The 25,778-nt window shown below is 60.0% G+C and carries 22 protein-coding genes; 8 read left to right on the top strand and 14 right to left on the bottom strand.

Annotated features, from left to right (window positions below; genetic code table 11):
- Positions 1-19 precede the first annotated feature (19 nt).
- The 6 genes from clpA to A3AY_RS0108145 form a co-directional block, all read right to left on the bottom strand.
- Complete coding sequence (clpA, locus tag A3AY_RS0108170) at positions 20-2,542, bottom strand: ATP-dependent Clp protease ATP-binding subunit ClpA (RefSeq protein WP_018325195.1); 2,523 nt, start codon at positions 2,540-2,542, stop codon at positions 20-22.
- Positions 2,543-2,551: 9 nt separating this feature from the next.
- Positions 2,552-2,905: an ATP-dependent Clp protease adapter ClpS gene (clpS, locus tag A3AY_RS0108165; RefSeq protein WP_018325194.1), complete on the bottom strand. Its 354-nt coding sequence runs from the start codon at positions 2,903-2,905 to the stop codon at positions 2,552-2,554.
- 254 nt (positions 2,906-3,159) lie between these two features.
- A complete protein-coding gene (locus A3AY_RS0108160; RefSeq protein ID WP_018325193.1) occupies positions 3,160-3,519 on the bottom strand; it encodes a phasin family protein in 360 nt (119 codons plus the stop codon).
- A 233-nt stretch (positions 3,520-3,752) separates the two neighbouring features.
- Positions 3,753-3,956 (bottom strand): DUF3126 family protein, encoded by a 204-nt coding sequence (locus tag A3AY_RS0108155; RefSeq protein WP_018325192.1) that lies wholly within the window; start codon positions 3,954-3,956, stop codon positions 3,753-3,755.
- 101 nt (positions 3,957-4,057) lie between these two features.
- Positions 4,058-4,885, bottom strand: coding sequence for a serine O-acetyltransferase (gene cysE / locus A3AY_RS0108150; RefSeq protein ID WP_018325191.1), 828 nt, complete (start codon positions 4,883-4,885; stop codon positions 4,058-4,060).
- A 101-nt stretch (positions 4,886-4,986) separates the two neighbouring features.
- Positions 4,987-5,772 (bottom strand): alpha/beta fold hydrolase, encoded by a 786-nt coding sequence (locus A3AY_RS0108145; protein WP_018325190.1) that lies wholly within the window; start codon positions 5,770-5,772, stop codon positions 4,987-4,989.
- A 170-nt stretch (positions 5,773-5,942) separates the two neighbouring features.
- On the opposite strand from A3AY_RS0108145, the gene A3AY_RS0108140 reads away from it, so the two are divergent.
- A complete protein-coding gene (locus A3AY_RS0108140) occupies positions 5,943-6,188 on the top strand; it encodes a zinc-finger domain-containing protein (RefSeq protein ID WP_018325189.1) in 246 nt (81 codons plus the stop codon).
- A 24-nt stretch (positions 6,189-6,212) separates the two neighbouring features.
- Entirely contained in the window at positions 6,213-7,370 is a 1,158-nt protein-coding gene (locus tag A3AY_RS0108135) for an FAD-dependent monooxygenase (RefSeq protein WP_018325188.1), read from the top strand.
- 3 nt (positions 7,371-7,373) lie between these two features.
- Here A3AY_RS0108135 and A3AY_RS0108130 read toward each other — a convergent pair whose 3' ends face one another.
- Positions 7,374-8,564, bottom strand: a complete 1,191-nt coding sequence (locus tag A3AY_RS0108130) for a cystathionine beta-lyase (protein ID WP_018325187.1) — start codon at positions 8,562-8,564, stop codon at positions 7,374-7,376.
- 367 nt (positions 8,565-8,931) lie between these two features.
- Between A3AY_RS0108130 and A3AY_RS0108125 the strand changes: the two genes are divergently transcribed.
- The 4 genes from A3AY_RS0108125 (at position 8,932) to A3AY_RS0108110 (ending at position 13,204) form a co-directional block, all read left to right on the top strand.
- The gene (locus A3AY_RS0108125) at positions 8,932-9,957 is read left to right on the top strand and encodes an amino acid ABC transporter substrate-binding protein (protein ID WP_018325186.1); all 1,026 of its coding nucleotides are present in this window, start codon (positions 8,932-8,934) and stop codon (positions 9,955-9,957) included.
- 97 nt (positions 9,958-10,054) lie between these two features.
- Positions 10,055-11,248: an amino acid ABC transporter permease gene (locus tag A3AY_RS0108120; RefSeq protein ID WP_018325185.1), complete on the top strand. Its 1,194-nt coding sequence runs from the start codon at positions 10,055-10,057 to the stop codon at positions 11,246-11,248.
- Positions 11,249-11,252: 4 nt separating this feature from the next.
- Positions 11,253-12,410 (top strand): amino acid ABC transporter permease, encoded by a 1,158-nt coding sequence (locus tag A3AY_RS0108115; RefSeq protein ID WP_018325184.1) that lies wholly within the window; start codon positions 11,253-11,255, stop codon positions 12,408-12,410.
- Positions 12,411-12,427: 17 nt separating this feature from the next.
- Positions 12,428-13,204, top strand: a complete 777-nt coding sequence (locus A3AY_RS0108110) for an amino acid ABC transporter ATP-binding protein (protein ID WP_018325183.1) — start codon at positions 12,428-12,430, stop codon at positions 13,202-13,204.
- 80 nt (positions 13,205-13,284) lie between these two features.
- On the opposite strand, the gene A3AY_RS0108105 is transcribed toward A3AY_RS0108110, so the two are convergent.
- The 6 genes from A3AY_RS0108105 to A3AY_RS39645 all read right to left on the bottom strand — a co-directional run bounded on the left by A3AY_RS0108105 (position 13,285) and on the right by A3AY_RS39645 (position 22,252).
- Positions 13,285-14,841: a caspase family protein gene (locus tag A3AY_RS0108105; RefSeq protein ID WP_018325182.1), complete on the bottom strand. Its 1,557-nt coding sequence runs from the start codon at positions 14,839-14,841 to the stop codon at positions 13,285-13,287.
- Positions 14,841-16,382, bottom strand: a complete 1,542-nt coding sequence (locus A3AY_RS0108100; RefSeq protein WP_018325181.1) for a caspase family protein — start codon at positions 16,380-16,382, stop codon at positions 14,841-14,843. Before A3AY_RS0108100 ends, A3AY_RS0108105 begins: the two co-directional genes overlap by 1 nt.
- 3 nt (positions 16,383-16,385) lie before the next feature.
- Positions 16,386-17,276, bottom strand: a complete 891-nt coding sequence (locus A3AY_RS37005; protein WP_018325180.1) for an OmpA family protein — start codon at positions 17,274-17,276, stop codon at positions 16,386-16,388.
- 73 nt (positions 17,277-17,349) lie between these two features.
- A complete protein-coding gene (locus A3AY_RS0108090; RefSeq protein WP_018325179.1) occupies positions 17,350-20,595 on the bottom strand; it encodes a c-type cytochrome in 3,246 nt (1,081 codons plus the stop codon).
- A gap of 47 nt (positions 20,596-20,642) precedes the next feature.
- Complete coding sequence (locus tag A3AY_RS0108085) at positions 20,643-21,902, bottom strand: ferredoxin reductase family protein (protein ID WP_018325178.1); 1,260 nt, start codon at positions 21,900-21,902, stop codon at positions 20,643-20,645.
- Positions 21,903-22,090: 188 nt separating this feature from the next.
- Positions 22,091-22,252, bottom strand: a complete 162-nt coding sequence (locus A3AY_RS39645) for a hypothetical protein (RefSeq protein WP_085995017.1) — start codon at positions 22,250-22,252, stop codon at positions 22,091-22,093.
- A 250-nt stretch (positions 22,253-22,502) separates the two neighbouring features.
- Here A3AY_RS39645 and A3AY_RS0108075 point away from each other — a divergent pair, with 250 nt between their 5' ends.
- Together A3AY_RS0108075 and A3AY_RS0108070 are read left to right on the top strand one after the other, a co-directional pair.
- On the top strand, positions 22,503-24,017 hold the full coding sequence (locus A3AY_RS0108075) for a M10 family metallopeptidase (RefSeq protein ID WP_018325176.1): 1,515 nt from the start codon (positions 22,503-22,505) through the stop codon (positions 24,015-24,017).
- A gap of 186 nt (positions 24,018-24,203) precedes the next feature.
- Complete coding sequence (locus tag A3AY_RS0108070) at positions 24,204-24,845, top strand: GntR family transcriptional regulator (protein ID WP_018325175.1); 642 nt, start codon at positions 24,204-24,206, stop codon at positions 24,843-24,845.
- Positions 24,846-24,951: 106 nt separating this feature from the next.
- Here the strand turns inward: A3AY_RS0108070 and A3AY_RS0108065 are convergent, their stop codons facing one another.
- Positions 24,952-25,764, bottom strand: coding sequence for a ferredoxin--NADP reductase (locus A3AY_RS0108065; protein ID WP_018325174.1), 813 nt, complete (start codon positions 25,762-25,764; stop codon positions 24,952-24,954).
- Between the last annotated feature and the right edge of the window lie 14 nt (positions 25,765-25,778).

Genomic DNA, 25,778 nt, shown 5'->3' with positions numbered 1-25,778 from the left:
GTCTGTATGTTGCAGCCGCTTACTTCTTGCGCGGCACCTTCGGCACCGTGCGTCCCTTGCGGGGCGCTGCCGGGGGGACGGCACTGCCCGGCTCCTCGGTCTTGGCGGTTGCCTTCGCAGCCTTCTTCGGCTTGGCGCTGCCTTCCGGATCAGCGCCGACAATTTCCATTTCCTTCGGCTTTGCCGCCTTGGCTGACTTCCTTACCGGCGCGACCACCTCGGCCTTCGGCTTGATCCGCGCCGTTTCAGGCACGGCGTCGAGGATCAGACCCTTGGTGCCATCGGCCTTGATACCGACGGTCACCTTGACGACACCGCCCTTCTTCAGCTTGCCGAAGAGGATTTCGTCGGCCAGCGGCTTCTTGACACTTTCCTGGATGACGCGCGCCAGCGGCCGTGCGCCCATCTTCTCGTCGTAGCCCTTGTCGGCGAGCCAGGCGATCGCATCAGGATGCAGGTCGAAGGTCACGTTGCGCTCGGCAAGCTGCGTTTCAAGCTGCATGACGAACTTCTGCACCACCTGGTGGATGACCGGCGTCGGCAGCGAGCCGAACGGGATCACCGCATCGAGACGGTTGCGGAATTCGGGCGTGAACAGCCGGTTCAGCGCCTCGACGTCCTCACCTTCGCGCTTCGCGGAACCGAAGCCGATCGCCGCCTTGGCCATTTCGGACGCGCCAGCATTCGTCGTCATGATCAGGATGACGTTACGGAAGTCTATCTTCTTGCCGTTGTGATCCGTCAGCGAGCCATGGTCCATGACCTGCAGCAGGATGTTGAACAGGTCCGGATGGGCCTTCTCGATCTCGTCGAGCAGCAACACCGAATGCGGGTGCTGGTCGATGCTATCGGTCAAGAGGCCGCCCTGGTCGAAGCCGACATAGCCGGGAGGCGCTCCAAGCAGGCGCGAGACCGTATGACGTTCCATATATTCCGACATGTCGAAACGAATCAGTTCCACGCCGAGCGAGACTGCGAGCTGCTTGGCAACTTCCGTCTTGCCGACACCGGTCGGACCGGAAAAGACATAGGAGCCGATCGGCTTGTTCGGTTCGCGAAGGCCGGCACGCGCCAGCTTGATCGCCGAAGCCAGGGCCTCGATCGCCAGATCCTGACCGTAGACGACCGACCGCAGTTCCTTTTCCAGATTGGCGAGCACGGTCTCGTCGTCCTTGGAAACGGTCTTCGGCGGAATGCGGGCCATCGTCGCGATCGTCGCTTCGATCTCCTTCTCGGTGATCAGCTTGCGCCGCTTGTTCTGCGGCAGCAACATCTGCGCGGCACCGGTCTCGTCGATCACGTCGATCGCCTTGTCCGGCAGCTTGCGGTCATTGATGTAGCGGGCCGAAAGCTCGACGGCAGACTTGATCGCCTCGTTCGAGTATTTCAGCTTGTGATAGTCCTCGAAATAGGGTTTCAGGCCCTTCATGATCTCGATCGTATCGGGGATCGTCGGTTCGTTGACGTCGATCTTCTGGAAGCGGCGGACGAGTGCCCGGTCCTTCTCGAAGAACTGGCGATACTCCTTGTAGGTGGTCGAGCCAATGCAGCGGATCGACCCCGAGGACAGAGCCGGCTTCAACAGGTTGGAGGCGTCCATGGCGCCGCCCGAGGTCGCCCCGGCGCCGATCACGGTGTGAATCTCGTCGATGAACAGGACAGCACCCGGATAGTCTTCCAGTTCCTTGACGACCTGCTTCAAGCGTTCTTCGAAGTCGCCGCGATACCGCGTGCCAGCCAACAGCGTGCCCATGTCGAGCGAGAAGATCGTCGCGTCCTGCAACGCTTCCGGCACCTTCTTCTCGACAATGCGCTTGGCGAGGCCCTCGGCGATCGCCGTCTTGCCGACGCCGGGGTCGCCGACGTAGAGCGGGTTGTTCTTCGAACGGCGGCACAAGATCTGGATGGTGCGGTTGACCTCCGAGTGGCGGCCGATCAGCGGATCGATCTTGCCACCCTTGGCCTTCTCGTTGAGGTTGATACAATAGGCGGTCAGCGCATCCTGCTGCTTCTTCGGTCCGGCTTCGTCCTGCTCGCGCGACGGCTTCTGCTCGGATTCCGGCTCGTCGGCACCGCGCGGGGTACGCGTCTCCGACGATCCTGGTCGCTTGCCGATGCCGTGCGAGATGAAATTGACCGCGTCGTAGCGGGTCATCTCCTGCTCCTGCAGGAAATAGGCGGCATGGCTCTCGCGTTCGGCGAAGATGGCAACCAGAACATTGGCCCCCGTCACCTCTTCTCGACCCGACGATTGAACGTGGATGACCGCCCGCTGGATAACCCGTTGAAAGCCCGCCGTCGGCTTGGAATCCTCGTCATAACCGGTAACCAGGTTGCCGAGTTCGTTGTCGACGTAGTCTGACACGGTCTTGCGAAGGCTGTCGAGATTAACGTTGCATGCCCCCATGACCGCCGACGCATCGGCATCGTCGATCAGCGCCAGCAGCAGATGCTCCAGCGTGGCATATTCGTGATGGCGCTCATTTGCCAGCGTCAGAGCCTGGTGCAGCGCCTTTTCAAGGCTGGTCGAAAATGTTGGCACGTCAGTTCCTCATTTCTTTTCCATGACGCATTGCAGCGGGTGCTGATGCTGGCGGGCGAAATCCATCACTTGCGTCACTTTGGTTTCGGCAACTTCGTAGGTGAATACACCGCATTCACCCACGCCGTGGTTGTGAACGTGCAGCATGATCAGTGTTGCCGCTTCGCGATCCTTCTGGAAAAACCGCTCCAGGATATGAATCACGAATTCCATTGGCGTGTAGTCGTCATTCAAAAGCAGTACGCGGTACAGGCTCGGCTTCTTGGTCTTCGGCTTTGTCCGAGTGATGACAGACGTGCCGCGGTTGGCATTGCCCCCATCCCCGTCGCTGTCTTTTTGCATCCAGACCGGCATGGCGATCATTCTACTTCATTCCCTTGTCCGGCCGCAAATGCTTGGGAGGTATTCACGGCCTGTTCGTGAAACATAATCTAGTGGTTCTTTTCCGGATTTTAAGGCTGTTCTCCTGCACTGCAATCATATTTGCGTCACAGACCCAAAGATTGACCAACTTTCTTGACCCTCCGGTCGCCCCGCCTGATGCGCGCAACAAAAAACCGGCCGCGCGATGCGCAGCCGGTTTTTCAAGAACTGATGTGGAGTCGTGGATCGCTGCGTTACGCTGCGGCAGCGGTCGTGGACTTGACGGCAGCCGTCGCCTTGGCGATCGGGGCTTCGTAGGGCTTGTAGGCATCCTTGGCGAGGTCGGCATACATTTCGCCGATCTTCGAGGCCTCAGCCACATAGTTTTCATAGACCGATTTCAAGTAGTTGGTCTGCAGTTCGAAAGCAGCCTCGACGCTCTTGACGGTAGTGATCTTTTCAAGGTGCGCAACGCTGTCCTCAAAACTCTTCTTCGAATAGTCGGCGGCTTCGGTGGCGATCGCCTGGAAGGCCTTGGTCAGCGTGGCATAGCTCTTCAACATCGTATCAATCGATTCTTTGCTTTTCTTGTTTGCATCTTCGAAATTGAACATCGGGCTGCTCCTCTTTTTGACGCTCACGACAACTGCAATTTATGTGCGCTGCACAATAAAGTCAATGTATACGTGCAGCGCAATAAAATACTGTCATTGCAACAGCTTGATGAAAAACGGCGGAATTGGAGGCGTTTTTTCAAAAAAAATAAATGAATAATATGATTTATGAAAACAACCCGGCCTGAAATCAGAGCCGGGTTAAAAGCGATCAACTCAACTGCAGCGAGCGATCAGAGGTCGATGTCGAGAATGGCCATCGAAAAATTGTAGGACAGCTCGCCATCTTCCTCATCACGGAAGACAACGCCCAGAAACTCATCGCCGAGGTAGACTTCGGCGGACTCGTCCTTCTTCGGACGCGCCTTGATGACCATCGACTGGTTGAAAGTGCGCTTGAAATAGGCTTCGAGTTTTCTGATTTCTTCGGGCTTCAAGTCTTTTCTCCATGGCGGGTTTGATTTGCGCCGCTTCTTGCACGGCGCCTCAAGCGGTGTAAACCCCTTGGCTCGGCCGCCAGCCGACAAATCGCTGCAAATCAGATCTCGAACGAAACCAGCAACTGGTCCATGGAACGCGACGGCTCGGAGCAGCCCGCCTCGCCCACGACCCGAGCCGGGACGCCGGCCACCGTGGTTTTCGGCGGGACTTCCTTGAGCACGACCGACCCCGCAGCCACGCGCGAGCAATTGCCGATGTGGATGTTACCCAAAATCTTCGCCCCGGCACCGATCAGCACGCCATTGCCGATCTTCGGATGACGGTCGCTGCCCTCTTTGCCGGTGCCGCCAAGCGTCACGCCATGCAGGATGGAGACATTGTCGCCGATCACCGCGGTTTCTCCGACGACGAGCCCCGTTGCGTGATCAAGGAAGATGCCCTTGCCGACGCGTGCTGCGGGATTGATATCCGTCTGGAATACGGAGGAAGAGCGGCTCTGCAGGTAGAGGGCAAAATCGCGGCGGCCACGGTTCAGCAGCCAATGTGCCAGCCGATGGGTCTGGATCGCATGGAACCCCTTGAAATAGAGGATTGCTTCCAGGAACCGCGTGCAGGCAGGGTCGCGGTCGTAGACCGCCTGGATATCGACGCGCAGGATCGCCCCCCATTCCGGCCAGTCTTCCAGCATTTCCGCAAAGGTCTGCCGCAGCAGGTTGGCCTGCAGGTCGGGATGATCGAGCCGCTCGCATATGCGATAGATGACGCTGTCTTCCAGCGAACGCTGATTGATGATGGTCGAGTAGAGAAACGCCGCAAGCAATGGGTCCTGCTGGGCGGCGGCGCGCGCCTCCTCCTGCAGGGCGTCCCAGATCGGGTCCATGATCTTCACGGTCTCGGTCGGGCGTATGTCAGTTCTGGCGACCATCGCCGCTCTCCTTCGTAGTACGTCGTCGATGATGATATAGGCCAAATCGGCCCGGATATAAATGCCTGTCCGAAAATGAGCGCTAAAACACTCCGGCTGCTTCACGCCTGCCCGACCCTCGCCAGAAACTCGAGCGCGGCTTTCTTGAAGACCCGGTCGCCGACGGCCAGCATATGGTCCCGGCCGGGAATATCCAGCGCCAGGGCGTGCGGAATGAGCGTTGCGAGCTCTTGCGGTGAGCCGGCGATATCGTCCTTCGTACCCACGGCAACCAGCACCGGCACATCGATCCGCCCCACCTCCTCGATGGAAAGAAGGTCGCGCGAGGTCGAGATGCAGGCCGCAAGTGCATGGCGGTCGCTTTTCGTCTGGTCGGCAAAGGCACGGAACATACGGCCGCGCTCATGGGTCACCACATCGAGGGACGGCGCTGTGAGCGCGTCTGCGATCGGATCCCATTCTCCGACCCCGGTCACCATGCCGATGCCGAGTCCGCCGAGAATGAGGGAGCGGACGCGATGGGGGTTGGCGAGCGTCAGAAAGGCAGAAATGCGCGCCCCCATGGAATAGCCCATCACATGCGCCTCGGCGATGCCGAGATGGTCGAGCAGCGCGATCGCGTCGCCGGCCATTGCCGGTGGGTGGTAAACGGTCGGATCATGCGGCTTGTCGCTGGCGCCATGGCCGCGATTATCGAGTGCGATCACCCGATATCCGGCATCGCCGAGCGTCTTCAGCCAACCCGGGTAGACCCAGTTCACATTGGCGGTGGAGGCGAATCCATGAATGAGAAGTATCGGATCACCCGACGGGTCGCCCTCGTCGAAATAGGCGATGTTCAGCCCATCATGGTAAAATGTCGAAAAGGGCGGGGGATTCAAATCCATGGGAATATCCTGTTTTTCGCCGAACCTATGATACCGGCCCGATAGGGAAAACCCCGGCGCGGCAAAAAACGCGCGGCCGCGGCATCTTTGCCGCTACACTTTTTGCGCAAAGCTTTCTATGGTGCCGCCGAATTCGACTATTCTTCCAGACGACGCAAGTGGAGCATGACATGGCCGGGCACGGTATCCCTCACTTTCAGAACGACGGCGGCCACGCGGTGATCGAGATCGGCGTCAAGGAATTCATGTGTACTGGCGCCTCCGTTCCGTTTGATCACCCCCACATCTATATCGACATGGGCGACGACAACGAGAAGGTCTGCTCCTACTGTTCGACGCTGTACCGCTACAATGCCAAGCTTCATGCGGACCAGACGGTGCCCGATGGCTGCACCTTCAATGCAAAGGCCGCCTGACACGTTCCGGCGAAAGTTTTTTCCATGACGCAGGGTGGGGCGGTTGCGATCGTGGGAGCCGGCATCGCCGGCCTCACGGCCGCGTTGTGTCTTGCCCGCAAGGGCATCGCGAGCGACATCCTCGAGCAGACTTTGGTCCTGAGCGAGACGGGCGCCGGACTGCAACTCTCCCCCAACGCCACCCGCATCCTCGGCGCACTCGGGCTGACGCCGCAGCTTGAGCAGGTGTGGTGCGAACCGGCGGAAATCCGCCTTGTCAACGGAAACACGTTTCGAACGATTGCGTCGGTGCCGGCCGGATCCTTCGCGCGGCACCGCTGGAAAGCACCCTACGGCGTCCTGCACAGGGCAGACCTTCAGAAGGTCCTGCTTGCCGCCGTCGACGCCGCGCCGCTGTGTCGCCTGCATCTTGGGCTGCGGATCGATGACGGATCGCCCGATGCCATGGCGCATGTCCTGGGCAAGGAACCCAGCCTCGTCATCGGCGCCGACGGCGTCTGGTCCAAGGTCAGGAATCATATCCAAGGATCTGGCAAAGCACGGTTTTCCGGCAATGTCGCGTGGCGATTGACGCTCAGTCAGGCAAATGCCCCAGCGATTTTCGATGCGGCGACCGTGTCGGCATTTCTCGGCGCAGGTGCGCACCTCGTCGTCTACCCGCTACCGCGGCTGCACAGCTTCAATGTCGTGGCAATCACCGGCGGACACGATCCGAAGGAAACGCCCGATCGCGTCCTCCCGCCAGACAAAACGCGAAAACAGCTGCTAGCCGCCTTTTCCGGCTGGCATCCGGAAATTGTCGACATGCTGCGGAACGCGCCGGAGCCGACGATCTGGCCGCTCTACGAGGTCAGCGAGGGCGCATGGCATCACGGCGGAACGGTCCTGATCGGCGACGCAGCCCACGCGATGATGCCGTTTGCCGCCCAGGGCGCCGCAATGGCGATTGAAGATGCCTTCGAACTTGCGGCCTTCGTCGCCCGCGGGCAGTCTCTCGCAGCCTTTGCCGATCACAGGAAAGCTCGCGTCGCGCCTGTCCGCTCCCGCGGCGCTTTCAACCGGTTCGTCTATCACGCCCGCGGCCCCGTCCGGTTCGGGCGTGATCTGGTATTGTCGCTACGGCGGCCCGAAAGCCTGGCCGCCGATTTCGACTGGCTCTATGGATACGAACCGCGCGACTGAGGATTACACGGATTTTGCCGCCGCGAGGCCGGCCTCGATATCCTTGCGGATATCCGCCACGTCCTCCAGGCCGATCTGCAGGCGAAGAACCGAACCTTCGCTCGGCGCTTTGCAGACCTTGCGATCAGACAAGCCGACATGGAGGGCGAGGCTTTCGAAGCCGCCCCAGGAATAACCAAGCCCGAACAGCGACAATGCATCAAGGAAGGCATGCGCCTTGGCCTTGAAGCGGTCCGGGCTCTCGGTCTTCAGGACGAAGGAAAAGATGCCGCTGGATCCGGTAAAATCCCGCTTCCAGAGTTCGTGGCCCGGAAAACTCGGCAGCGCCGGATGCAACACGCGCGCCACGTCCTCGCGCTCTTCCAGCCAGCGGGCGATATTCAACGTGCTTTCCTGATGTCTGTCGAGGCGAACGCCCATGGTGCGCAGGCCGCGCAGGATCTGGTAGCTGTCATCGGGAGAAGCGCAGATGCCGAGCGTGATATTGGCTTCCTTGAGTTGCTCCCAATGCGCGGCATTGGCCGATACGGTGCCGAGCAGGATATCGGAATGACCGGAGGGGTATTTGGTCGACGCGTGGATCGAGATATCGACGCCATGGTCGAGCGGCTTGAAATAAAGCGGCGTCGCCCAGGTATTGTCCATGGTCACGACGCAGCCGTGGCGGTGGGCGACCGCCGAAATCGCGCTGATGTCCTGCATTTCGAACGTGTTCGAGCCCGGCGCTTCGGTGTGCACGAGCTTCGTGTTGGGTTTGATCAGGCTTTCGATGCCGGCACCGATCATCGGATCGTAGTAGTCAACACTCACTCCGAGCCGCTTCAGCATCGTGTCGCAGAAATGCCGGGTCGGGAAATAGACCGAATCGACGATCAGCGCATGGTCGCCGGCCGCGAGGAACGCCAGAAACGGAACAGTGACGGCGGCAAGCCCCGAAGGAACGAGGATGGTGCCGGCCGAGCCTTCCAGTTCGTCTATGGCCTCGCACAATGCGTCTGTGGTCGGCGTCCCGCGCGTGCCATAGGTGTATTTCTGCGCCCGGGTCTCCATGGTCTTTGCATTGGGGAACAGGACGGTAGACGCATGCACGACAGGCGGGTTCACGAAACCATGGTAGTCCGAGGGATCATTGCCGATGTGAGCCAGCCGTGTATTTGCACCCGCGCCGGCGAGAAAGCTCTTCTTGTCATTCATGGGAGAATCCGTCCGAGGTCTATCGTTTTGCCGCACTTGTCGACCCGCTCTCCGGATGGGTCAAGAGACTTCGCTGCGAAGGGCTATCCAATTGATGAAAAAATCGATTCTGGTGACAAAAATTTGGATTCTGGCGGTTTTTTATACAAAAAAATGCTTTCAACAGCTAAAAATTGCCCAAACATGCGGCTCCAGCAACGATTCTCCACCTGCGACCGAGAAAAACGGCAACGTGTCCTTGACCCTGCGCGGTTTTGGGAATGAGATAGAGCACTCGCGCCAGGAGGGTGGCGGGGGCCGCGCCTTGCGCTCGACCGCGAGCAGCGGGTGTGGACAAGAACAAAGACAACAGAAAAAGGTTCTAAAAATGGCAAAAAGAATTCTGACAGCGCTTCTCGGCGCTGCCGTCATGGGGCTTGGCGCTCAGGCCGCGTCGGCGACGACGCTTGGCGACGTCAAGGCAAAGGGCTTCCTGCAGTGCGGCGTCAACACCGGCCTGACCGGCTTTGCGTCGCCTGACGCATCCGGCAACTGGAGCGGCTTCGACGTCGATTACTGCAAAGCCATTGCCGCAGCCATTTTCGGCGACGCCACGAAGGTGAAATACACGCCGACCTCCGCCAAGGACCGTTTCCCGGCGCTTCAGTCGGGCGAAGTCGATGTGCTTGCCCGTAACACGACCTGGACCATCAACCGCGATACGGCGCTCGGCTTCAACTTCCGCCCGGTCAACTATTATGACGGCCAGGGCTTCATGGTCCGCAAGGCGCTGAACGTGAAGTCGGCGCTTGAGCTTTCCGGCGCTGCCGTCTGCGTCCAGACCGGCACCACGACCGAGCTGAACCTGGCCGACTACTTCAAGGCCAACAACCTGCAGTACAATCCGGTCGTCTTCGAAAAGCTCGAGGAAGTGAACGCTGCCTATGACGCCGGCCGTTGCGACGTCTACACGACCGACCAGTCTGGCCTTTACTCGCTGCGTCTGACCCTGGCTGCCCCGGACGATCACATGATCCTTCCGGAAATCATTTCCAAGGAGCCGCTCGGCCCGGCCGTTCGCCAGGGTGACGACCAGTGGTTCGACATCGTCAGCTGGGTGCACTACGCGCTGATCAATGCCGAAGATTTCGGCATCACCCAGGCAAACGTCGAAGAAATGAAGAAGTCCCCGAACCCGGACATCCAGCGCTTCCTCGGCGTTGAAGCCGATACCAAGATCGGTACCGATCTCGGCCTCGAAAACGATTGGGCCGTGAAGGTCATCAAGGGTGTCGGTAACTACGGCGAAATCTTCGACCGCAACATCGGCGCCGGCAGCCCGCTCAAGATCGAACGCGGCTTGAACGCGCTGTGGAGCAAGGGCGGCATCCAGTACGCACCGCCGGTACGCTAAGCACATGCAATGACTCGAGAAAGCGGCTCCGGCCGCTTTCTCTTCCAATAATAAGAATCGCTCGAAACAGGGCGAATAGGGGATAAAGAGGCTCTGAATGACAATTGACGCCACGATTCCGCCTGGCAGGGACAAGTCGACCGGTTCGGTCCTGAACGATCCCAAGGTCCGCGGTTATATCTACCAAGGCCTAACGCTGCTTTTGCTCGTCGTTTTCGTCTACTGGGTTACCGATAATACGATCGAGAATCTCAAGCGTGCAAATATCGCTTCCGGTTACGGCTTCCTGAACGGCCGCGCCGGCTTCGATGTCGGCCAGTCGTTGGTCGCCTTCACCAGTGACTCGACCTATGGCCGTGCGCTGGTCGTCGGCTTCTTCAACACGATTCTCGTCGCGGTTACCGGCATCATCACGGCAACGATCATCGGCTTCCTGATCGGCATCGGCCGGTTGTCGAAGAATTGGCTGATCGCCAAGCTGTCGATGATCTATGTCGAGGTTTTCCGCAACATTCCGCCGCTGCTCGTCATCTTCTTCTGGTATTCGGGCGTTCTCGCCGTCTTGCCGCAGCCGCGCGAGTCGATGGCGCTACCGCTCAACATGTATATCAACAATCGCGGTCTTGCCTTTCCCCGGCCGGTTTTCGACAGCGGTGCGCAGTTCACCTTCTACGCGCTGATTATTGCGATTATCGCCAGCATTGCCTTTGTGCGATACGCGAACAAAAAGCAGTTGGCCACGGGCAAGCGTCCACCGGTCCTTTGGATCGTGCTCGGCATGCTGATCGGCCTGCCAGTCATAACTTTCCTGGCCACCGGCATGCCGATTTCGTTCGACGTTCCGATCGCCGGAAAATTCAACCTGACGGGCGGCTCGGTGGTCGGTCCGGAATTCCTGTCGCTGTTCCTGGCCTTGTCGTTCTACACCGCGGCTTTCATCGCTGAAATCGTCCGGGCCGGCATTCGCGGTGTCGGTCATGGACAGACCGAGGCTGCTCACGCGCTCGGCATTCGGCCGGGCCTGACCACCCGCCTGGTCGTCGTGCCGCAGGCGATGCGGATCATCATCCCACCGCTGACCAGCCAATATCTCAATCTGACGAAAAACTCCTCGTTGGCTATCGCGGTCGGCTACGCCGATCTGGTTGCCGTCGGTGGCACGATTCTCAACCAGACCGGTCAGGCCGTTGAAGTCGTCAGCATCTGGATTGTCGTCTACCTGACGCTCAGCCTGTCGACATCGCTGTTCATGAACTGGTTCAACGCCAAGATGGCATTGGTGGAGAGATAAGATCATGAATGCGCCTCAAGCCAATTTCGTTCGCACCAGCATGCTGCCCCCATCGACACCGCCGATACTGGAAAAAGGCTATATTGCCTGGTTCCGGAAGAACCTCTTCGCCACGCCCAAGGATTCGGTGCTGACGATCCTTGCCATCCTGCTGCTTGCATGGTTCCTGCCTCCGATGATCAAATGGCTGTTCATCGACGCAGCCTGGACCGGTGGTGGTCGTGGAGTTTGTGCGACCGTTGCCCAGGGCGGCTCGCAGCCGGAAGGGTGGAGCGGCGCCTGCTGGGCCTTCGTCGGCGCAAAGTTCGACCAGTTCCTCTTCGGCCGATATCCGATCGAAGAGCGCTGGCGCCCAACGCTGGTGGGTATCCTGTTCGTTGCCCTTCTCGTGCCGATGCTGATACCGAAGATCCCCTTCAAGGGATGGAATGCCATTCTCCTGTTCGGGGTGCTTCCGGTCGTCGCCTTCTTCCTTCTGCTGGGCGGCGTCTTCGGCCTCACCTATGTTGAAACCCCGCTCTGGGGTGGCCTGATGGTCACGCTCATTCTTTCCTTCGTGGGGATCGCCGTTTCCTTGCCTTTCGGCATCGTTCTGGCGCTGGGGCGGCGATCGAAAATGCCGGTCATTAGGATGATCTGCACGATCTTCATCGAAATCGTCCGCGGCATCCCGCTGATCACCGTTCTCTTCATGGCAAGCGTGATGCTGCCGCTGTTCTTGCCCCAGGGCATGACAGTCGACAAATTCCTGCGCGCAGTAATCGGGGTGTCGTTCTTCGCATCCGCCTACATGGCGGAAGTGGTGCGCGGCGGTTTGCAGGCCATTCCGAAAGGACAATCCGAAGGTGCGGATTCGCTGGGGCTCGGCTACTGGCAGAAGATGCGGCTGATCATCCTGCCGCAGGCGCTGAAACTGGTGATCCCGGGCATCGTCAACACCTTTATCGGGCTGTTCAAGGATACGTCGCTGGTCTCGATCATCGGCATGTTCGACCTGCTCGGCATCGTTCGCCAGAACTTCTCGGACGCCAACTGGGCTTCGCCTGTGACGCCGCTGACCGGCCTGATCTTCGCCGGTTTTACTTTCTGGCTTTTCTGCTTCGGCATGTCGCGCTATTCCGGCTTCATGGAACGCCTGCTCGACAAGGGCCACAAACGATAACATAAGGGGAAAACGTCATGGCAAATGAAGCTTTGGCATCGAAACTGACCGTCTCGTCCACGGACGTCGCCATTGAAATCGTCGGCATGAACAAGTGGTACGGGGATTTCCACGTTCTGCGCGACATCAATCTTAAGGTCATGCGCGGCGAGCGCATCGTCATCGCCGGCCCGTCTGGCTCCGGCAAATCGACGATGATCCGCTGCATCAACCGGCTGGAAGAGCATCAGAAGGGCAAGATCGTCGTCGACGGCATCGAGCTGACGAATGATCTGAAGAAAATCGACGAAGTGCGCCGCGAAGTCGGCATGGTGTTCCAGCACTTCAACCTCTTCCCGCATCTGACGATCCTGGAAAACTGCACCCTGGCGCCCATCTGGGTGCGCAAGATGCCGAAGAAGCAGGCGGAAGAAGTCGCCATGCACTTCCTCAAGCGCGTCAAGATCCCGGAACAGGCCAACAAATATCCGGGCCAGCTCTCCGGTGGCCAGCAGCAGCGTGTGGCGATTGCCCGCTCGCTGTGCATGAACCCGCGCGTCATGCTGTTCGACGAGCCGACCTCGGCACTCGATCCGGAAATGATCAAGGAGGTGCTCGACACCATGGTCGGTCTCGCCGAGGAAGGCATGACCATGCTGTGCGTCACCCACGAAATGGGTTTCGCCCGCCAGGTCGCCAACCGCGTGATCTTCATGGACCAGGGCCAAATCGTCGAGCAGAACTCGCCGGCCGAGTTCTTCGACAATCCCCAGCACGAGCGCACCAAACTCTTCCTCAGCCAGATCCTGCATTAGATCTATCGCGATCCAACGATGCGCACAGCACAAAGCCCGCGACGACCGTCGCGGGCTTTGTCGCTTTAAGGCTCGCAATCCTATTCAATCGTGTATTTCAGCGTTCCGAGCGACCAGCGCAGGCCGCGATTTTCGGTGTCGCCCGTCCAGGTTTTTCCAAGCTTGGCGACGATCTCGCTCAGGCGTTTTCGCGCATCGAGTTCGGTATTGAGCCCCTGCGCTGCGGGCGCGACATCCTGCAGATCCAGATCGTCGCTGACGACGATGGCAACCAGCATGTTCTCGCCGCTGCCATCCGCCTCGAAATCGAAGCCGTAATAGTCGTCCGGGATGGTCAGCGTCGAGCCGGCCGAGAGCGGCGTTATCTTCTGCGCCATCTCGTTCGGGAAAATCTGCGTCGCAACGCCCTTGCCGCTCACGTCCAGCAATATCAGATGGCCGTCATACTTGCTGGTGACGGAAATCTTGAAGGGTTGGCCTCTTTTCAGCGCGGCACCGGTATCAAGCGAGACCGTCACTTCGCCCGTATCCGCCTTGCCGATGATGTCGCCGATGGCCGCCACCGGGTTTGCATCGACGTAAGCCGTCGCTGCTGCGGCGTCGACCTTCGTCTCCTGGTACATGGGCTCCGGTTTGCCCTGTTGCTGGTCCGTCGCCGTTGCAGTCTGTTCTGTCCTGTACGGTTCCGGCTTGGCAACACTCGTTCCGAGCACACCGGGCACGCTCTCCAACTGCGGGTCGAGATTCTCGCAGTTTTCCTGGGCCGAACAATATTCCTTGGACTTTGTTGTCACATACTGGAAGAGTTCGGCATTGCTCACCAGACCGTTGGCGTTTCCATCCGCTTCCGAAGGCTTGTAGCCGGCTACATAAGCCGAGGTGAAAACACCGTGACGGTCCTCGATCGGCAACCGCACGTCGTCCCAGGCCACCTGATAGGGCGCAGCAGCACTCCAGGCGGTGACCCCAGCGGCCGTCAGTTCCGCAGGCTTGTCGACGACACCCAGATCGATCCGCAGGCCGCGCGTCACCTTGTCCTCCGATGCCTGGGCGAAGGGGCGCGGCAGGTAGCGTGCACCGCTCATGCCCGATAGCTTTTCGGCCGAGAGAGCGCGGGAGATCGTGCCGGAATGGCAGGCGTCGATCACCAGCGTCACCGCCCTGCCCTTCATCTTTTCCAAGAGCGCCTCGAGATCGTCATCGAGGATGACATTCGTCCAGTCCGCTTCGCCGGCCTTGATATCGTAGGTGGACAGCGCCTCGTCCATCCCGTCCTCTTCGTCCTTGCTCACGTCCTTCACCTGCAGGCCATGCCCGGAGAAGTAGAAATAAATCCGGTCGCCGGGTACCGTTCCGGCAATCAACCACTCGCCGACCGAGGACAGGATCGCCTCGCGACTGGCCTTGCCGTCGGTCAAGACGCGAATGGCTTGCGGTTTGAAGGACAGTGTCCCGGTCAACAGACCCTCGATCGCCTTCACGTCGTTCTTCGGTCCATGGAGATACATGTCCTCCGGCAGGTTTTCATAGCTACCGATGCCGACCAGCAGTGCCCGGTCCTCCGCATTTGCCGCAGGCGATTGCGCCAAAAGCAGCGATGCACCGAGCAATCCTGCGACAGTTCGTAGCGCGGCCATCAGAGTTTTTCCCGGGTGTAGAGCGGCTGGATCGCGACGCTCGTATCGGTGCCGTCAATCCGCGTCATCAGCAGTTGCAGCAGTGTCGAGGCATCGACATTCTTGCTCGCCAGCGCAGCGCCGATGGCATCGATCGGCTCATTGGTTGAAATGGCGATGAGGTGATCGGCGCCGAAAGGTTCGACCACCTGCAGGTCGGTCAGCTTGAACTCGCGGCTTTCAGTCCCCTCCGCCTGCACGTCAAGCAATTGTACCTCGCCGGTATTGGCAAGGTTAAAGACGATCATGTTCTTGTATCCGGAGCCGGGTGCGTCGAATGCCAGGCGGTCGCCGGCCGCATAGATATCCCTTTGCGGTGTCAACGATACCGTGCCGGGGTTCTGGCTCGCCATTGCTTTCAGAAAATCGAGCAGAATGAACTTGTTGACAACGACCTGGATATTGCCTTCGTTGACGTTCTCGCCGGCCACGTCCCCATTCGGGGTATAGAAGACGCCGCTCGCCGCATCCCAGCGGTAGGGCACGCCGCTGCCGCCGGTACTTTCCAGGACCATCTGCGAGCCGCTGACCGTCAGCGCCAACTTACCGTCCCAGCCCGTTTCTCTCACAGGCCTATGCGTCTTCGTTTTCTGAGCACTTGGATCGGCCGCTCCTGCTACGCTGCGGGTCAGCGGCATGACCACCTCGTCCTCGGAGCGCGGCACCTGTGGCGTGAAGTTCGGGATCTGCAAGGCCTCGGATTGGTGCTTCACATTGGCAAAGACATAGTCCTCCAGTTCGATCCGGGAGATGCGGCCATCCTCATTGCGATCCGCCGATCCCTCGACCGCGCGGGCAAAGCTCCAGCTCAGGGCTCCGCGGGCCTCGCCGCCGATGATCACTTCGGGCGACGGCTGGCTTTCCAGCGAAGCGGCAAGCACCGTCACCTGGCGGAACTGCGCCTCCTTGACCTGAGCGCCCGAGACCGCCTCCTGCGAAGGCGGCGATAATTTGACGGTGACCGCCTGGGCAAGGCGCGTCTTGCCGGAAAAGGCGCGGCTCATGCCGCCGGAATGGCAGCTGTCGGAAACAAACAGCACATGGACGCCCTTGGCCTCGGCTTCCGAAAACCAGGCGTTCAGTTCGTTGTCGACGATGATCTCGTGATCGGTCTCCACCGCACGATTGCGGTCGAAGCCCGGCAATTGCAGGAATTCGTCGAGGCCATCGGCCTCATCGCCGGCGACGAGCTCCGGCATCTGCGCCCCGTGGCCGGCATAAGTGAAGATGATCGTATCGCCCTCGCCCGCCGCATCGACAAAGCCGGTCCATGCAGCTCGGATATCGTCCTTGCGGGCGGCCGCATCAAAAAAGGTCGCCATTTGGTCTATGCCCGCCCGCCGCAGCGCGCCTTCGACGTCAGTCGCATCCTTCACCGCGCCATCAAGGCTCACCTCGTAGGGATAGGCATCGACACCGACCACCAGGGCGTAGGTTTTCGCATAAGCGAAACCAAGCGGCGCGGCGGAGACCAGCAGGGACAGCAGCAGGGCACGCAGCATCACTCAGTTCTCCACATCGACTTCGACGCGCCGGTGCATCTGGTTGAGCGTTTCCTCGTCATAGGCGCTGGCATCGTCCGCCTTGAACGGCTCGTCCTCGCCCTTGCCCACGGTCTTCCATTCTCCGGCATAACCTTCGGCGGCGAGGTATTGCCCCAACGCCTCGGCGCGCGCCAGCGACAGCGCGCGGTTGGCCTCGGCACCACCAATCGGATCCGTGTGACCGATCAGAGTGATCGCCTTCGGTTTCACCGACTTGAGGCACTCGGAAAGGTCCCTGGCCGATTCCAGCCCCTGCGGCGTGAACTCGGCGGTGCCGAAAACGTATCGCACCGGCGTCGATTTCTTCTTCAGCGATACGCCGCGATAGCTGATCTTGCAGCCGCCGCGCATGGCAAGTTTCACCGGCCGCGGCGCCGCTAGCCGCATTTCGGTCGCCATACGATCGAGCCGGGCAATGTATTTTGGGTCCGGGGCCATCCAGCCGGGCGTCAGCACCTCGTTCGAGGCATCCTCCAGCGCCAGTTGGTAGTAGCGCGCTGCGGCCTCATAGTTCCTGCGATCGCGGTTGATGTCGCCGAGCGCATCCAAGACCTGCCAGGGTGCGGCGTTACTCGTGCGGATCGTTTCGAGTTCCGCCTCGAAATCAGCGAGATTGGCGCCCTGCCCGACGGCACCGACGATCCGGTTGAACGACGCGAGCGCCGCCACGCGATTGATCATCGCCTTGTCATCCGCCGTGCAGTCCGGCGCCTGGCCGCCGGCAAGCTGCTTGGCTAGGTCCTCGTTTCCGGCATTGGTCGCCTCGGCAACCTGCGTCAGCGCATCGCAAGCCGCAAAGGCCGGGCCAGCGGCGAACAATGCCAATAGCGATGTCACAACCACGATCTTCATGGCGCCGTCTTCTCCATGCCATTCCCCTGTTGTTCGAACATTGCCCGGCCGCCGACAGCGACCGGGCGATCTGTCATTGCTTGATTTCGAACGTCACGACCTGCAGGCCGCTTGCGCCCTTGTCGTCTTCTGCCTTCTTTGCGAGGTTGATGGCGAGCCCGCGCGTCGGCGGCAGATGCGATTCTGCTACCAGTTGGCGTGCCCGTTCCACTGTGAGCTTCTGGTCGCCAAGGCCGCCTTCACGGCAATAGGCGATCATCGTCTCGGCCGGTGCTGGCGTGTCGAAGGTGAGATTGCCGGTGCCCGGCTGTGGAATGAGGCGCTTCTCGCCGGCCTGCAAGGTCGTGTTGCCGATCATCGCATCCGGTATGACCTCGACATTGCCGGTCTCCTCGACATAGAGCACCTGCAGTTCGCAGGCCTTGTTGGAGCTCAGCTCGAACGAGAGTTGATCGCCGACCTTGGCCGTCGTCGTAGCGACCTGGAGTGCGAGCTCCAGTTTGCCTTCGGCAGGCTTTTCCTGGCGATAGGCCGGTGTCGCCTGCGCGATCGTCTCCGCTTTGACGGGTGTCTGCTGGGCCGTCTGACCGGCGACCTCCTGGGTCTGGGCCGTCGCCGCAACCTTGACCGTCGTCGTATCGAGCGCTTTCAACTGCATCAGCGGCGACAGAAGCAGCGGGAATTGCTGTTCCACCTCGGCGCGCGGGATCGTGCCGCCCGCCTCAAGTGTCGTCACCCAATCGAGGCCCAGCCGCAGAACATCGGCATCCTCGACCCGCTTGATCGTCGCGGAGAACTCGTCCGGCTTCATGTCGAATTCTGCCGCCAGAGCCTCGAAGTCGAGTTCGTCCTCATATTTGTCGCCGAAATAGGTGACGAGTTCCGCGTTCCCCGGCGCCAGCATGCTTTGCGCGCTGCCGTCCGGCGTCGGCTCGGTCACGCCAAGCTTCACGAGAGCCTCGACGAAACGCTGCCTGTCCTTGTTATAGGCGGCGTCGAGCTCTTCCTGCGGCACGTACATGTCGAGCAGGAGCGCCTGCTGATCCTTGCTGAACAGCGTCGAGGTCTGGATGTGCTCGCGCAACTGGTCGCGTTTCGACAGGATGCCGTTGGCATGGCAATCGAAGCAGGACCGGGCGTTGGTGATTTCGACCCCCTTGCCGATCGGCCGCTCGCGGAACGAGACGATGCTGGTCGGGCCGACATCGAGCTGCTTTCCTTCCGCGTTCGACAGATAGTATCCCTGCAAGCCGTTGGGCAGCGAAAAGATCATTTCGCCGCCGTCATGCTGGAAGGAGGTCAGGCCCGCGTCGAGCGGTTCGATCTCCTTCGGGCCATGCGGGAAGCGCTTCAACACCTGCTTGCCGACATCGCCGCCGAAATCATAGGATTTCCAGTAGTAGCCGCCGAACGGCATGTCGTGGCGCTCAAGCATCCGGTTGTGATCCGACACCCCGGACGAACCATCGGCAAAGCCTGCCCTGAGCACCTGACGGCGGCGGATGTTCTCATCCACGTTGATCTGGAAACGCTTCTCGAGTTCCCGGATCTGGGTCGGCAGTTTCATCAGTTGATTGTAGATCTTCGGCTTGGCGGCATTGGCCATGAACCAGTCAATGCGCATGATCGGCAGAACGGTATCCGTCTCCTTGGTCAAGGCCAGCAGCGAGGCGTCGCTCGCCGGGTCGACACCATAGAAGTATTGCGAGATCAGGAAGTTATAGTCCTCGGCCGACCATTGCAGGTCGCGGAGGTCGACGCGCACCATCAAGCCGTTGGTCCCCTCGACTTCCTGCGGCAGCACCAGCTTCGGGCCATAGGACAGGGAGTTCAGGAGCTTCTTGAAGCCGCCGGCCAAAACGTCCATGCGCTTCATGAAGGTCTTGTCCTCCTCGCAGCCCATCATGCCGTTGTACTGGTTGCGATAGGAGAAGTAGCGCATGAATTTCCGGTCGAGTTCCCCGACCGTGGAAATGTCCTTCAATCCGGCTTCGATGAAATCGCGGTAGGAGAGCATAGGCCGGGTACGGTCCGGTTTCGTCGCCGCCGTTTGCGGCAGGTTCGACCGGTTGAGCGAATTGATCCAGTCTTCGAGGCTTTTCACCTCCTCGGCGGTCGGGCGCTTGCCAAGCGGCATGCGGCCACTGGTGACGGACGTGAACAGCCGGGATTTCGAGGCGTCGCCGGGAACCACGAAGGCGGCGTCGGCGGCGATCGATTTCAGGTCGCCGGCCGAATAGCTGCCTTGCGAACTTTCGCCTGGCCCATGGCAATTGCGGCAATATTTGCCGATGAAGGCATCGGCCTGCACCGCAAGGGCTGCATTGTCGCCGGACAGCGCCGATTCCGGCGTGCTTTCCTTGCAGACCGCTGTCGTCGATTGTGCAACCGGCTCCGGCGGCTTGACCTCGCGGTCGGACAGGAAGGCGTAGATGGCCGTTCTGTCCTTCTCCGTCAGCACCGACAGCCCGTGCGCGATCTCGCGCATGACGGGATCCGTCAGGGGCGAGCCGGACAGCTTCTTGCCTTCGTCGATCAGGCCGACGGTGAAGACCTCGGGAGAGGCAAGGCTTGCCATGCGCGCCTTGGTGATATCGGGTGCAATTGCACCGGTCAGGCCTTTTTCGCCGGCATAGGCATTTTCGACATCGAGGCCGTAGGTGGTGGTGCGGGGCGTGTGGCAATCGCCACAGCCGCCGACGTTCTCGACGAGATAGCGGCCGCGCTCCATCTGCGTATCTTTGCGCGACTGATATTCGGGAACGTTGAAATGGCTGCGCTTCCACAGCGTGATCGTCGTCTGGCGGCTATAGGGAAAGGCGATCTCGTGTTCCTTAGACACGGCGTCGGATTGGACCAGCGTATCGATATAGGCCTTGATGTCGAGAACGTCCTCCGGCTTCATGCCGCCATAGGACGTATAGGGCATGACCGGATAGAGATGGTTGCCGTCCCGGTCGATGCCCAGCATCACCGCGTTGAGGAACTGCGCATTGCTCCAGCCGCCGATGCCGTTGGTGTGGGGCGAAATGTTCGGCGCGTAGAACTTGCCGATCGCCGTGTCCATCTCCATGCCGCCGGAAAGCAGCTCCGTATTGCTGCCTGAACCATGGCAGGCGCCACAGCCTGCCGCGTTGAACAGATATTTGCCATTGTCCACATTTGCCTTGTAGGTCGCATAGGCACCATCGGCAAAAGCGTCGCGCGCGGAGGCTGTCCCGGGACAGTGGGCAATCGCCAGGACGGCAGCCGCCATCGCCAGCAGATGTCGCGGCAGACTGCGGATCACTTTCCCAGACAGTTGATCGAACATGCGCATGGCTTGTTCCCCTTGCTTTCTCAAACGATAAAATATGCGATGCGGTATCAGCGGAACTCGAACAGTTCGAACTCGACCCGTCCGGGCTTTTTCCCGAGTTCCTTCAGTCCTTTTTCGATGGCCTTTCGCAGAGGCGGCGGACCGCAGAACCAGAGGTCTGCTCCCGCCGGATCGACGGCGCTCGCCGCGGCGAGTTTAGCCGCATCGAAACGGCCGTCGGTTTTGGAAGCATGCAAAGTAAAGCTGAAATTCGGAAGTTTTTCTGCCTGCGCCTCGAACGTTTCCAGACCTATCGCCTCGGCCCGGTCGCGCACGCAATATACCATATGAATGTCCTGGCCCTCGTCGCCCTTGAGGCGCCCAGCCATGGCGAGGAACGGCGTGACACCGATGCCGCCGGCGAGCCAGATTTGCTTCTTGCCGCCGCGGCGGTGATTGAACCGGCCGTAACCGCCTTCGAGCTTCAGCCGGTCGCCAACCGCAATGCTTTCCCGCAGCGCCTTGGTGTAATTTCCCAGCGGCTTGATCGCGAAACGGACGATGCCGCCCTCCTCCATGCCGGCGATCGTAAACGGATGCGGCTCGCGCAGTCCCGGCTTGCTGACCCGGAAAAAGCCGAACTGGCCGGGCCTTGCCTTGAGCGGTCGCCCTGTCGGACGCGCCGAAATGATCGTCGCCCCATCATGGCGGGTCACATCGATGACTTCGTATGCCCGCGTGCGCAGCCATGGGAAGAGCTGGGTATAAATGTAACTCGCGGTGCCGATCATCGCGATGATGTTGAGATAGGTCGCCAGCATCGCCGTGCCGTCATAGGGCCTCTTGATGAAGGTCTGGTGGAAGGCCACCATGACGAACAGCAACCCGATGAAGCGATGGGTCAGTCGCCAATAGTGATAGGGGATTTCGATCTTGGTCTTCGGAACGAACTTGAAGATGCTCAAGAGCAGCAAGACGACAAAACCGTAAAACGCATATTCGCCCATCGATGCCGCCAGCTTGTTCAAGCCGCTCGTCAGCGCCAGGCCTTTGAAATCCGGCGTGATGAAATAGTGGACGAGGATCAGGATGAGAACCGCAATGCCGACCCGGCGATGGGTCCGGTAGATGCGGTCGAGGCCACCGAAAAGGCGCTCCACCAGCGGTGGGCGCGTCGCCATGAACTGCGCAATCCCCATGCCGGTGAAAGCCATGGACGACGCCATCAGCGAGAGGGTCGTGCCGGCATTGGTGTGACTGACCGCGGGAACGGCCAGAAGCCCCGCGAATCCTATCAACGACCAGACAACAACAGCACCCGCGCTCACGGAATATCCCTCACAATTCCTGCAGCTGCCGGAATCCCCGAAGCAAGACTGGCAAGCCCCTCAAGCTTCGTCAACAGCTATTGTAGACCATACGATTTTCGGTCGGGCTTTATTCGGCGTGCTCAAGTTTTTGTGTTTGCGGGCAAATCCCGCCTCGAACAAAGGCAGCGTCGGGCAACAATCGCAGGTTACTTACCGTCGCCCTTTGCAAGCGCTTCTCGCGCCTTCTCGGCCAATGGGTGATCCGGATGACGGCGAATGAAGCGCTCATAGGCTTCGCGCGTGCCCTTCTTGACGGCACTGTTGAATTCGGCGCGGACGGCCGCTTCTATGTCCGGCGGGGGAAGCATGTCCTGTCCTTGTGTCGATATCTGCGCCTGGGCATGAGGGTCGGACGCCGGCCCCAGGATGGCAAGAGCAATGCCCGCGGACATGAAAAGAAATTGTTTCAGAGACATCCTGAATTTTACCACGGGTCACTTCGTCTTTTAACAATACGCTAGAATTTTTGATATCCATTGTCCCTAGATTCGCCTTGCATCATTGGCATAAGGCTGGGCGGGCAGACGACGAAGCACAAGGCGTCAGCGGGAGATACGTTTGACTGGCACGAACAAGACGACGACAATCATTTCCGCGACCGGCAATTCGTTGATCGATGGCGTTCTGACCGATACGGCCTGGGGCGATTCCACCATAACCTACGCTTTTCCGACCAGCGCCAGCAGCTATAGCTATGGCCCGGAAAAAAATGTCGGTTTCGCTGCCGTCTCGAATGCGCAGATAAACGCAGCGCTTTTCACGCTGGAGCAATCCTATGGTTCCGCCGCCAATGACGGCTTTTCCGTCGAGGGCTTCACCAATGTGAGCTTTGCCAGCGGCGACAGCAGCAGCGCCAACATCCGTCTTGCGCAATCTGATCATTCCGACATCGGCACGGCCTATGCCAATATGCCGTGGGAGGATTATGCCCCGGCTGGCGATGTCTGGTTCGGCACCGAATATGACTACAGGAATCCCGTCGCCGGCAGCTACGCCTGGCACACGGTGATCCACGAGATCGGTCATGCTTTGGGGCTGAAACACGGTCATGAGACCGACGGTTTCGGCGCCTTGCCATCCGCCTATGACTCACTCGAATATTCGGCGATGACCTATAGGGGCTATGTCGGCGATACCGGCGACAGCTATACCTATGAGGAATATGGCGCGCCGCAAACCTTCATGATGGCCGACATAGCCGCCCTTCAGGAAATGTACGGCGCCGACTACACGACCAATAGCGGCAATACAGTCTACACATGGAGGCCGACCAGTGGCCAGACGACAGTCGACGGCGAAGTGGCGATCTCGCCGGGTACCAATCGCATCCTCGCCACCATCTGGGATGGCGATGGCAACGATACGTTCGACCTCACCGCCTATAGCGACAACCTGAAGATCGATCTGCGCCCTGGCAAGGCGTCACTCTTCAGCGAAGACCAAGTGGCCAACCTGGGTACCGACGCGGATGAGACCATCCACTTTGCGCGCGGCAATATCTTCAACGCGCTGCTCCACGATGGCGACATCCGTTCCCTGATCGAAAATGCCAAGGGCGGATCGGGCAGCGACCGGATCATCGGCAATCAGGTCGGCAATTCCCTGCAGGGCTATAGCGGCAATGATACGCTGAACGGCGAAGGCGGCAGCGACGTGCTCATCGGAGCCTCGGGTGCTGACAGGCTTTCCGGCGGGACCGGCGCCGACAGGCTCTACGGCGGCGCAGGTGCCGACGATCTCATCGGCGGGGCCGATGCCGACATGTTCTTGTTCAAGCTGCGGACGGAATCGACGGTGTCTGCGTCGGGCCGAGATACAATCTTCGATTTTTCCGCGTCACAGGGCGACAGAATCGACCTTTCCGTGATTGACGCCAATAGCAAAGCCACAAGCAACCAGGCGTTCGCCTTCCTCGGCAATGCGGCATTCACCGGGGCGGCAGCCGAACTCCGATACGTGAAAGGGTCGTCGGACACCTACGTCTACGGAGACGTGAACGGTGACAAGGCCGCGGATTTTGCCGTCCACCTGGACGACGCCCTGACGCTGCAGAAGAGTTATTTCATCCTGTAGGAAATATCCGCTGTTCGGAAGGGGGCCGGATCATCGCGATCCGGCCCCCTTTTTTATCCGACTGGGGGGCCGCGCCAGACAGCGACGGACAGGCTGAGGGCGAGACTTAAGCTCTGATATATCAGCAATCTTGCCATTCATTTTTCAGTGTGCCAATGTCTGATATATCAGGGCTCAGGGAAAAACATGTCGGAAACATCATCCCAGGCGCATCTTGCCTATCTGACGCTGGAAAGCCTCATCGTTACCCTGAAGCTCAGGCCCGGTTCGCTGGTGACGGAAAAGCAGCTGATCGATCTGGCCGGCCATGGCCGCACACCCGTGCGGGAAGCGATCCAGAAGCTATCCTGGCAGGGGCTGATCGAGGTTCGCGCCCGCGTCGGCCTGCAGATCACGGTGATCAAGCCCGAAGACCACCTCCATGTCATGCAGGTGCGCCGCACGTTGGAGCCGCTCGCCGCAGCCCTCGTCGCCGAACATGCAAGTGCGCAAGCGCGCGCGGCAATGATCGAATGCGCTCAGGCGATGACGGCCTGCTCGATCAATGCCGACATGGAGGGCTTTCTGGCCGCCGACAAGGCTTTTGATGAAATCATGGAAGCCACCTGCCCCAACGCCTATCTGACATCGGCTCTTGCGCCCCTGCAGACACATGCGCGAAGGCTGTGGTTCAGTACCGCTTCGACGCAGCACATGGACCGGTCGGTGGATTTGCACGTCAAGGTGATCCGGGCCATCAACCAGGCCGATCCCACGGCTGCAGCGACTGCCATGGACGATCTGATGGACTATCTCGGCGAACGTTACAGCGCCGCGCGTCAAACATGACGCGCAAAGCGATTTGAGGAATTCTGCAGTAGCTGCCCTGCCCTTCCGGACGCCGAAACAAAAAGAGGCGGCCCGCAAGCCGCCTCTGTTCCAGAATGAAGTATGCCTAGCCGACGAAAGCCCGCTCGATGACGAATTCGCCCGGCTTGTTGTTGGCGCCTTCCTCGAGACCGGCGGCCTCCAGAAGCGCCTTGGTCTCTTTCAGCATCTCGGTCGAGCCGCAGATCATGGCGCGATCGACGGCCGGATCGAATGCCCGCAGGTTAAGGTCTGAGAAGAACTTGCCGTCGCGGATGAGGTTGGTGATGCGTCCCTTGAACGGATAGTCCTCGCGGGTGACCGTCGCGTAGTGGCGAAGCTTGTCGCCGACCAGTTCCGCCAGGAATTCGTGGTTGCGGATTTCCTCGATCAGGTCGAAACCGTATTGCAACTCGGCAACGTCACGCGTCGTGTGGGTGAGGATGACTTCCTCGAATTTTTCGAAGGTTTCCGGCTCGCGGATGAGGCTTGCGAACGGAGCGATACCTGTGCCGGTCGAGAACATGTAAAGCCGCTTGCCGGGCGTCAGGGCATCGAGAACGAGCGTGCCGGTCGGCTTCTTGCGCATGAGAACCTGATCGCCGGGCTTGATGCCCTGCAGATGCGAAGTCAGCGGACCATCTTGAACCTTGATCGAGAAGAATTCGAGTTCGTCGTCCCATGCCGGACTTGCGATCGAATAGGCTCGATAGATCGGCTTGCCGTCGACCATCAGGCCGATCATCGCAAATTCACCCGAACGGAAGCGGAATTCAGCCGGACGCGTCATCCGGAAGCTGAACAGCCGGTCCGTATAATGCTTCACAGCGGTCACCGCTTCGGCGAACACGCCTGCGGGCACGGTTGGGGCAAATTCTTCGATCTTGGCAGGAGCATTCATCTCGGCGTCAGGTC

The organism is Rhizobium giardinii bv. giardinii H152 (assembly GCF_000379605.1).
Taxonomy (GTDB): Bacteria; Pseudomonadota; Alphaproteobacteria; order Rhizobiales; family Rhizobiaceae; genus Pararhizobium; species Pararhizobium giardinii.
This window is presented reverse-complemented; position numbering and strand designations above follow the sequence as displayed.

What these genes read in the sequence shown, in the direction of transcription:
- clpS (WP_018325194.1), bottom strand. Translation starts at nt 2,905, where the DNA reads ATGATCGCCATGCCGGTCTGGATGCAAAAAGACAGCGACGGGGATGGG.
- A3AY_RS0108160 (WP_018325193.1), bottom strand. Translation starts at nt 3,519, where the DNA reads ATGTTCAATTTCGAAGATGCAAACAAGAAAAGCAAAGAATCGATTGAT.
- cysE (WP_018325191.1), bottom strand. Translation starts at nt 4,885, where the DNA reads ATGGTCGCCAGAACTGACATACGCCCGACCGAGACCGTGAAGATCATG.
- A3AY_RS0108145 (WP_018325190.1), bottom strand. Translation starts at nt 5,772, where the DNA reads ATGGATTTGAATCCCCCGCCCTTTTCGACATTTTACCATGATGGGCTG.
- A3AY_RS0108140 (WP_018325189.1), top strand. Translation starts at nt 5,943, where the DNA reads ATGGCCGGGCACGGTATCCCTCACTTTCAGAACGACGGCGGCCACGCG.
- A3AY_RS0108135 (WP_018325188.1), top strand. Translation starts at nt 6,213, where the DNA reads ATGACGCAGGGTGGGGCGGTTGCGATCGTGGGAGCCGGCATCGCCGGC.
- A3AY_RS0108130 (WP_018325187.1), bottom strand. Translation starts at nt 8,564, where the DNA reads ATGAATGACAAGAAGAGCTTTCTCGCCGGCGCGGGTGCAAATACACGG.
- A3AY_RS0108125 (WP_018325186.1), top strand. Translation starts at nt 8,932, where the DNA reads ATGGCAAAAAGAATTCTGACAGCGCTTCTCGGCGCTGCCGTCATGGGG.
- A3AY_RS0108120 (WP_018325185.1), top strand. Translation starts at nt 10,055, where the DNA reads ATGACAATTGACGCCACGATTCCGCCTGGCAGGGACAAGTCGACCGGT.
- A3AY_RS0108115 (WP_018325184.1), top strand. Translation starts at nt 11,253, where the DNA reads ATGAATGCGCCTCAAGCCAATTTCGTTCGCACCAGCATGCTGCCCCCA.
- A3AY_RS0108110 (WP_018325183.1), top strand. Translation starts at nt 12,428, where the DNA reads ATGGCAAATGAAGCTTTGGCATCGAAACTGACCGTCTCGTCCACGGAC.
- A3AY_RS0108105 (WP_018325182.1), bottom strand. Translation starts at nt 14,841, where the DNA reads ATGGCCGCGCTACGAACTGTCGCAGGATTGCTCGGTGCATCGCTGCTT.
- A3AY_RS0108100 (WP_018325181.1), bottom strand. Translation starts at nt 16,382, where the DNA reads ATGCTGCGTGCCCTGCTGCTGTCCCTGCTGGTCTCCGCCGCGCCGCTT.
- A3AY_RS37005 (WP_018325180.1), bottom strand. Translation starts at nt 17,276, where the DNA reads ATGAAGATCGTGGTTGTGACATCGCTATTGGCATTGTTCGCCGCTGGC.
- A3AY_RS0108090 (WP_018325179.1), bottom strand. Translation starts at nt 20,595, where the DNA reads ATGCGCATGTTCGATCAACTGTCTGGGAAAGTGATCCGCAGTCTGCCG.
- A3AY_RS39645 (WP_085995017.1), bottom strand. Translation starts at nt 22,252, where the DNA reads ATGCTTCCCCCGCCGGACATAGAAGCGGCCGTCCGCGCCGAATTCAAC.
- A3AY_RS0108070 (WP_018325175.1), top strand. Translation starts at nt 24,204, where the DNA reads ATGTCGGAAACATCATCCCAGGCGCATCTTGCCTATCTGACGCTGGAA.
- A3AY_RS0108065 (WP_018325174.1), bottom strand. Translation starts at nt 25,764, where the DNA reads ATGAATGCTCCTGCCAAGATCGAAGAATTTGCCCCAACCGTGCCCGCA.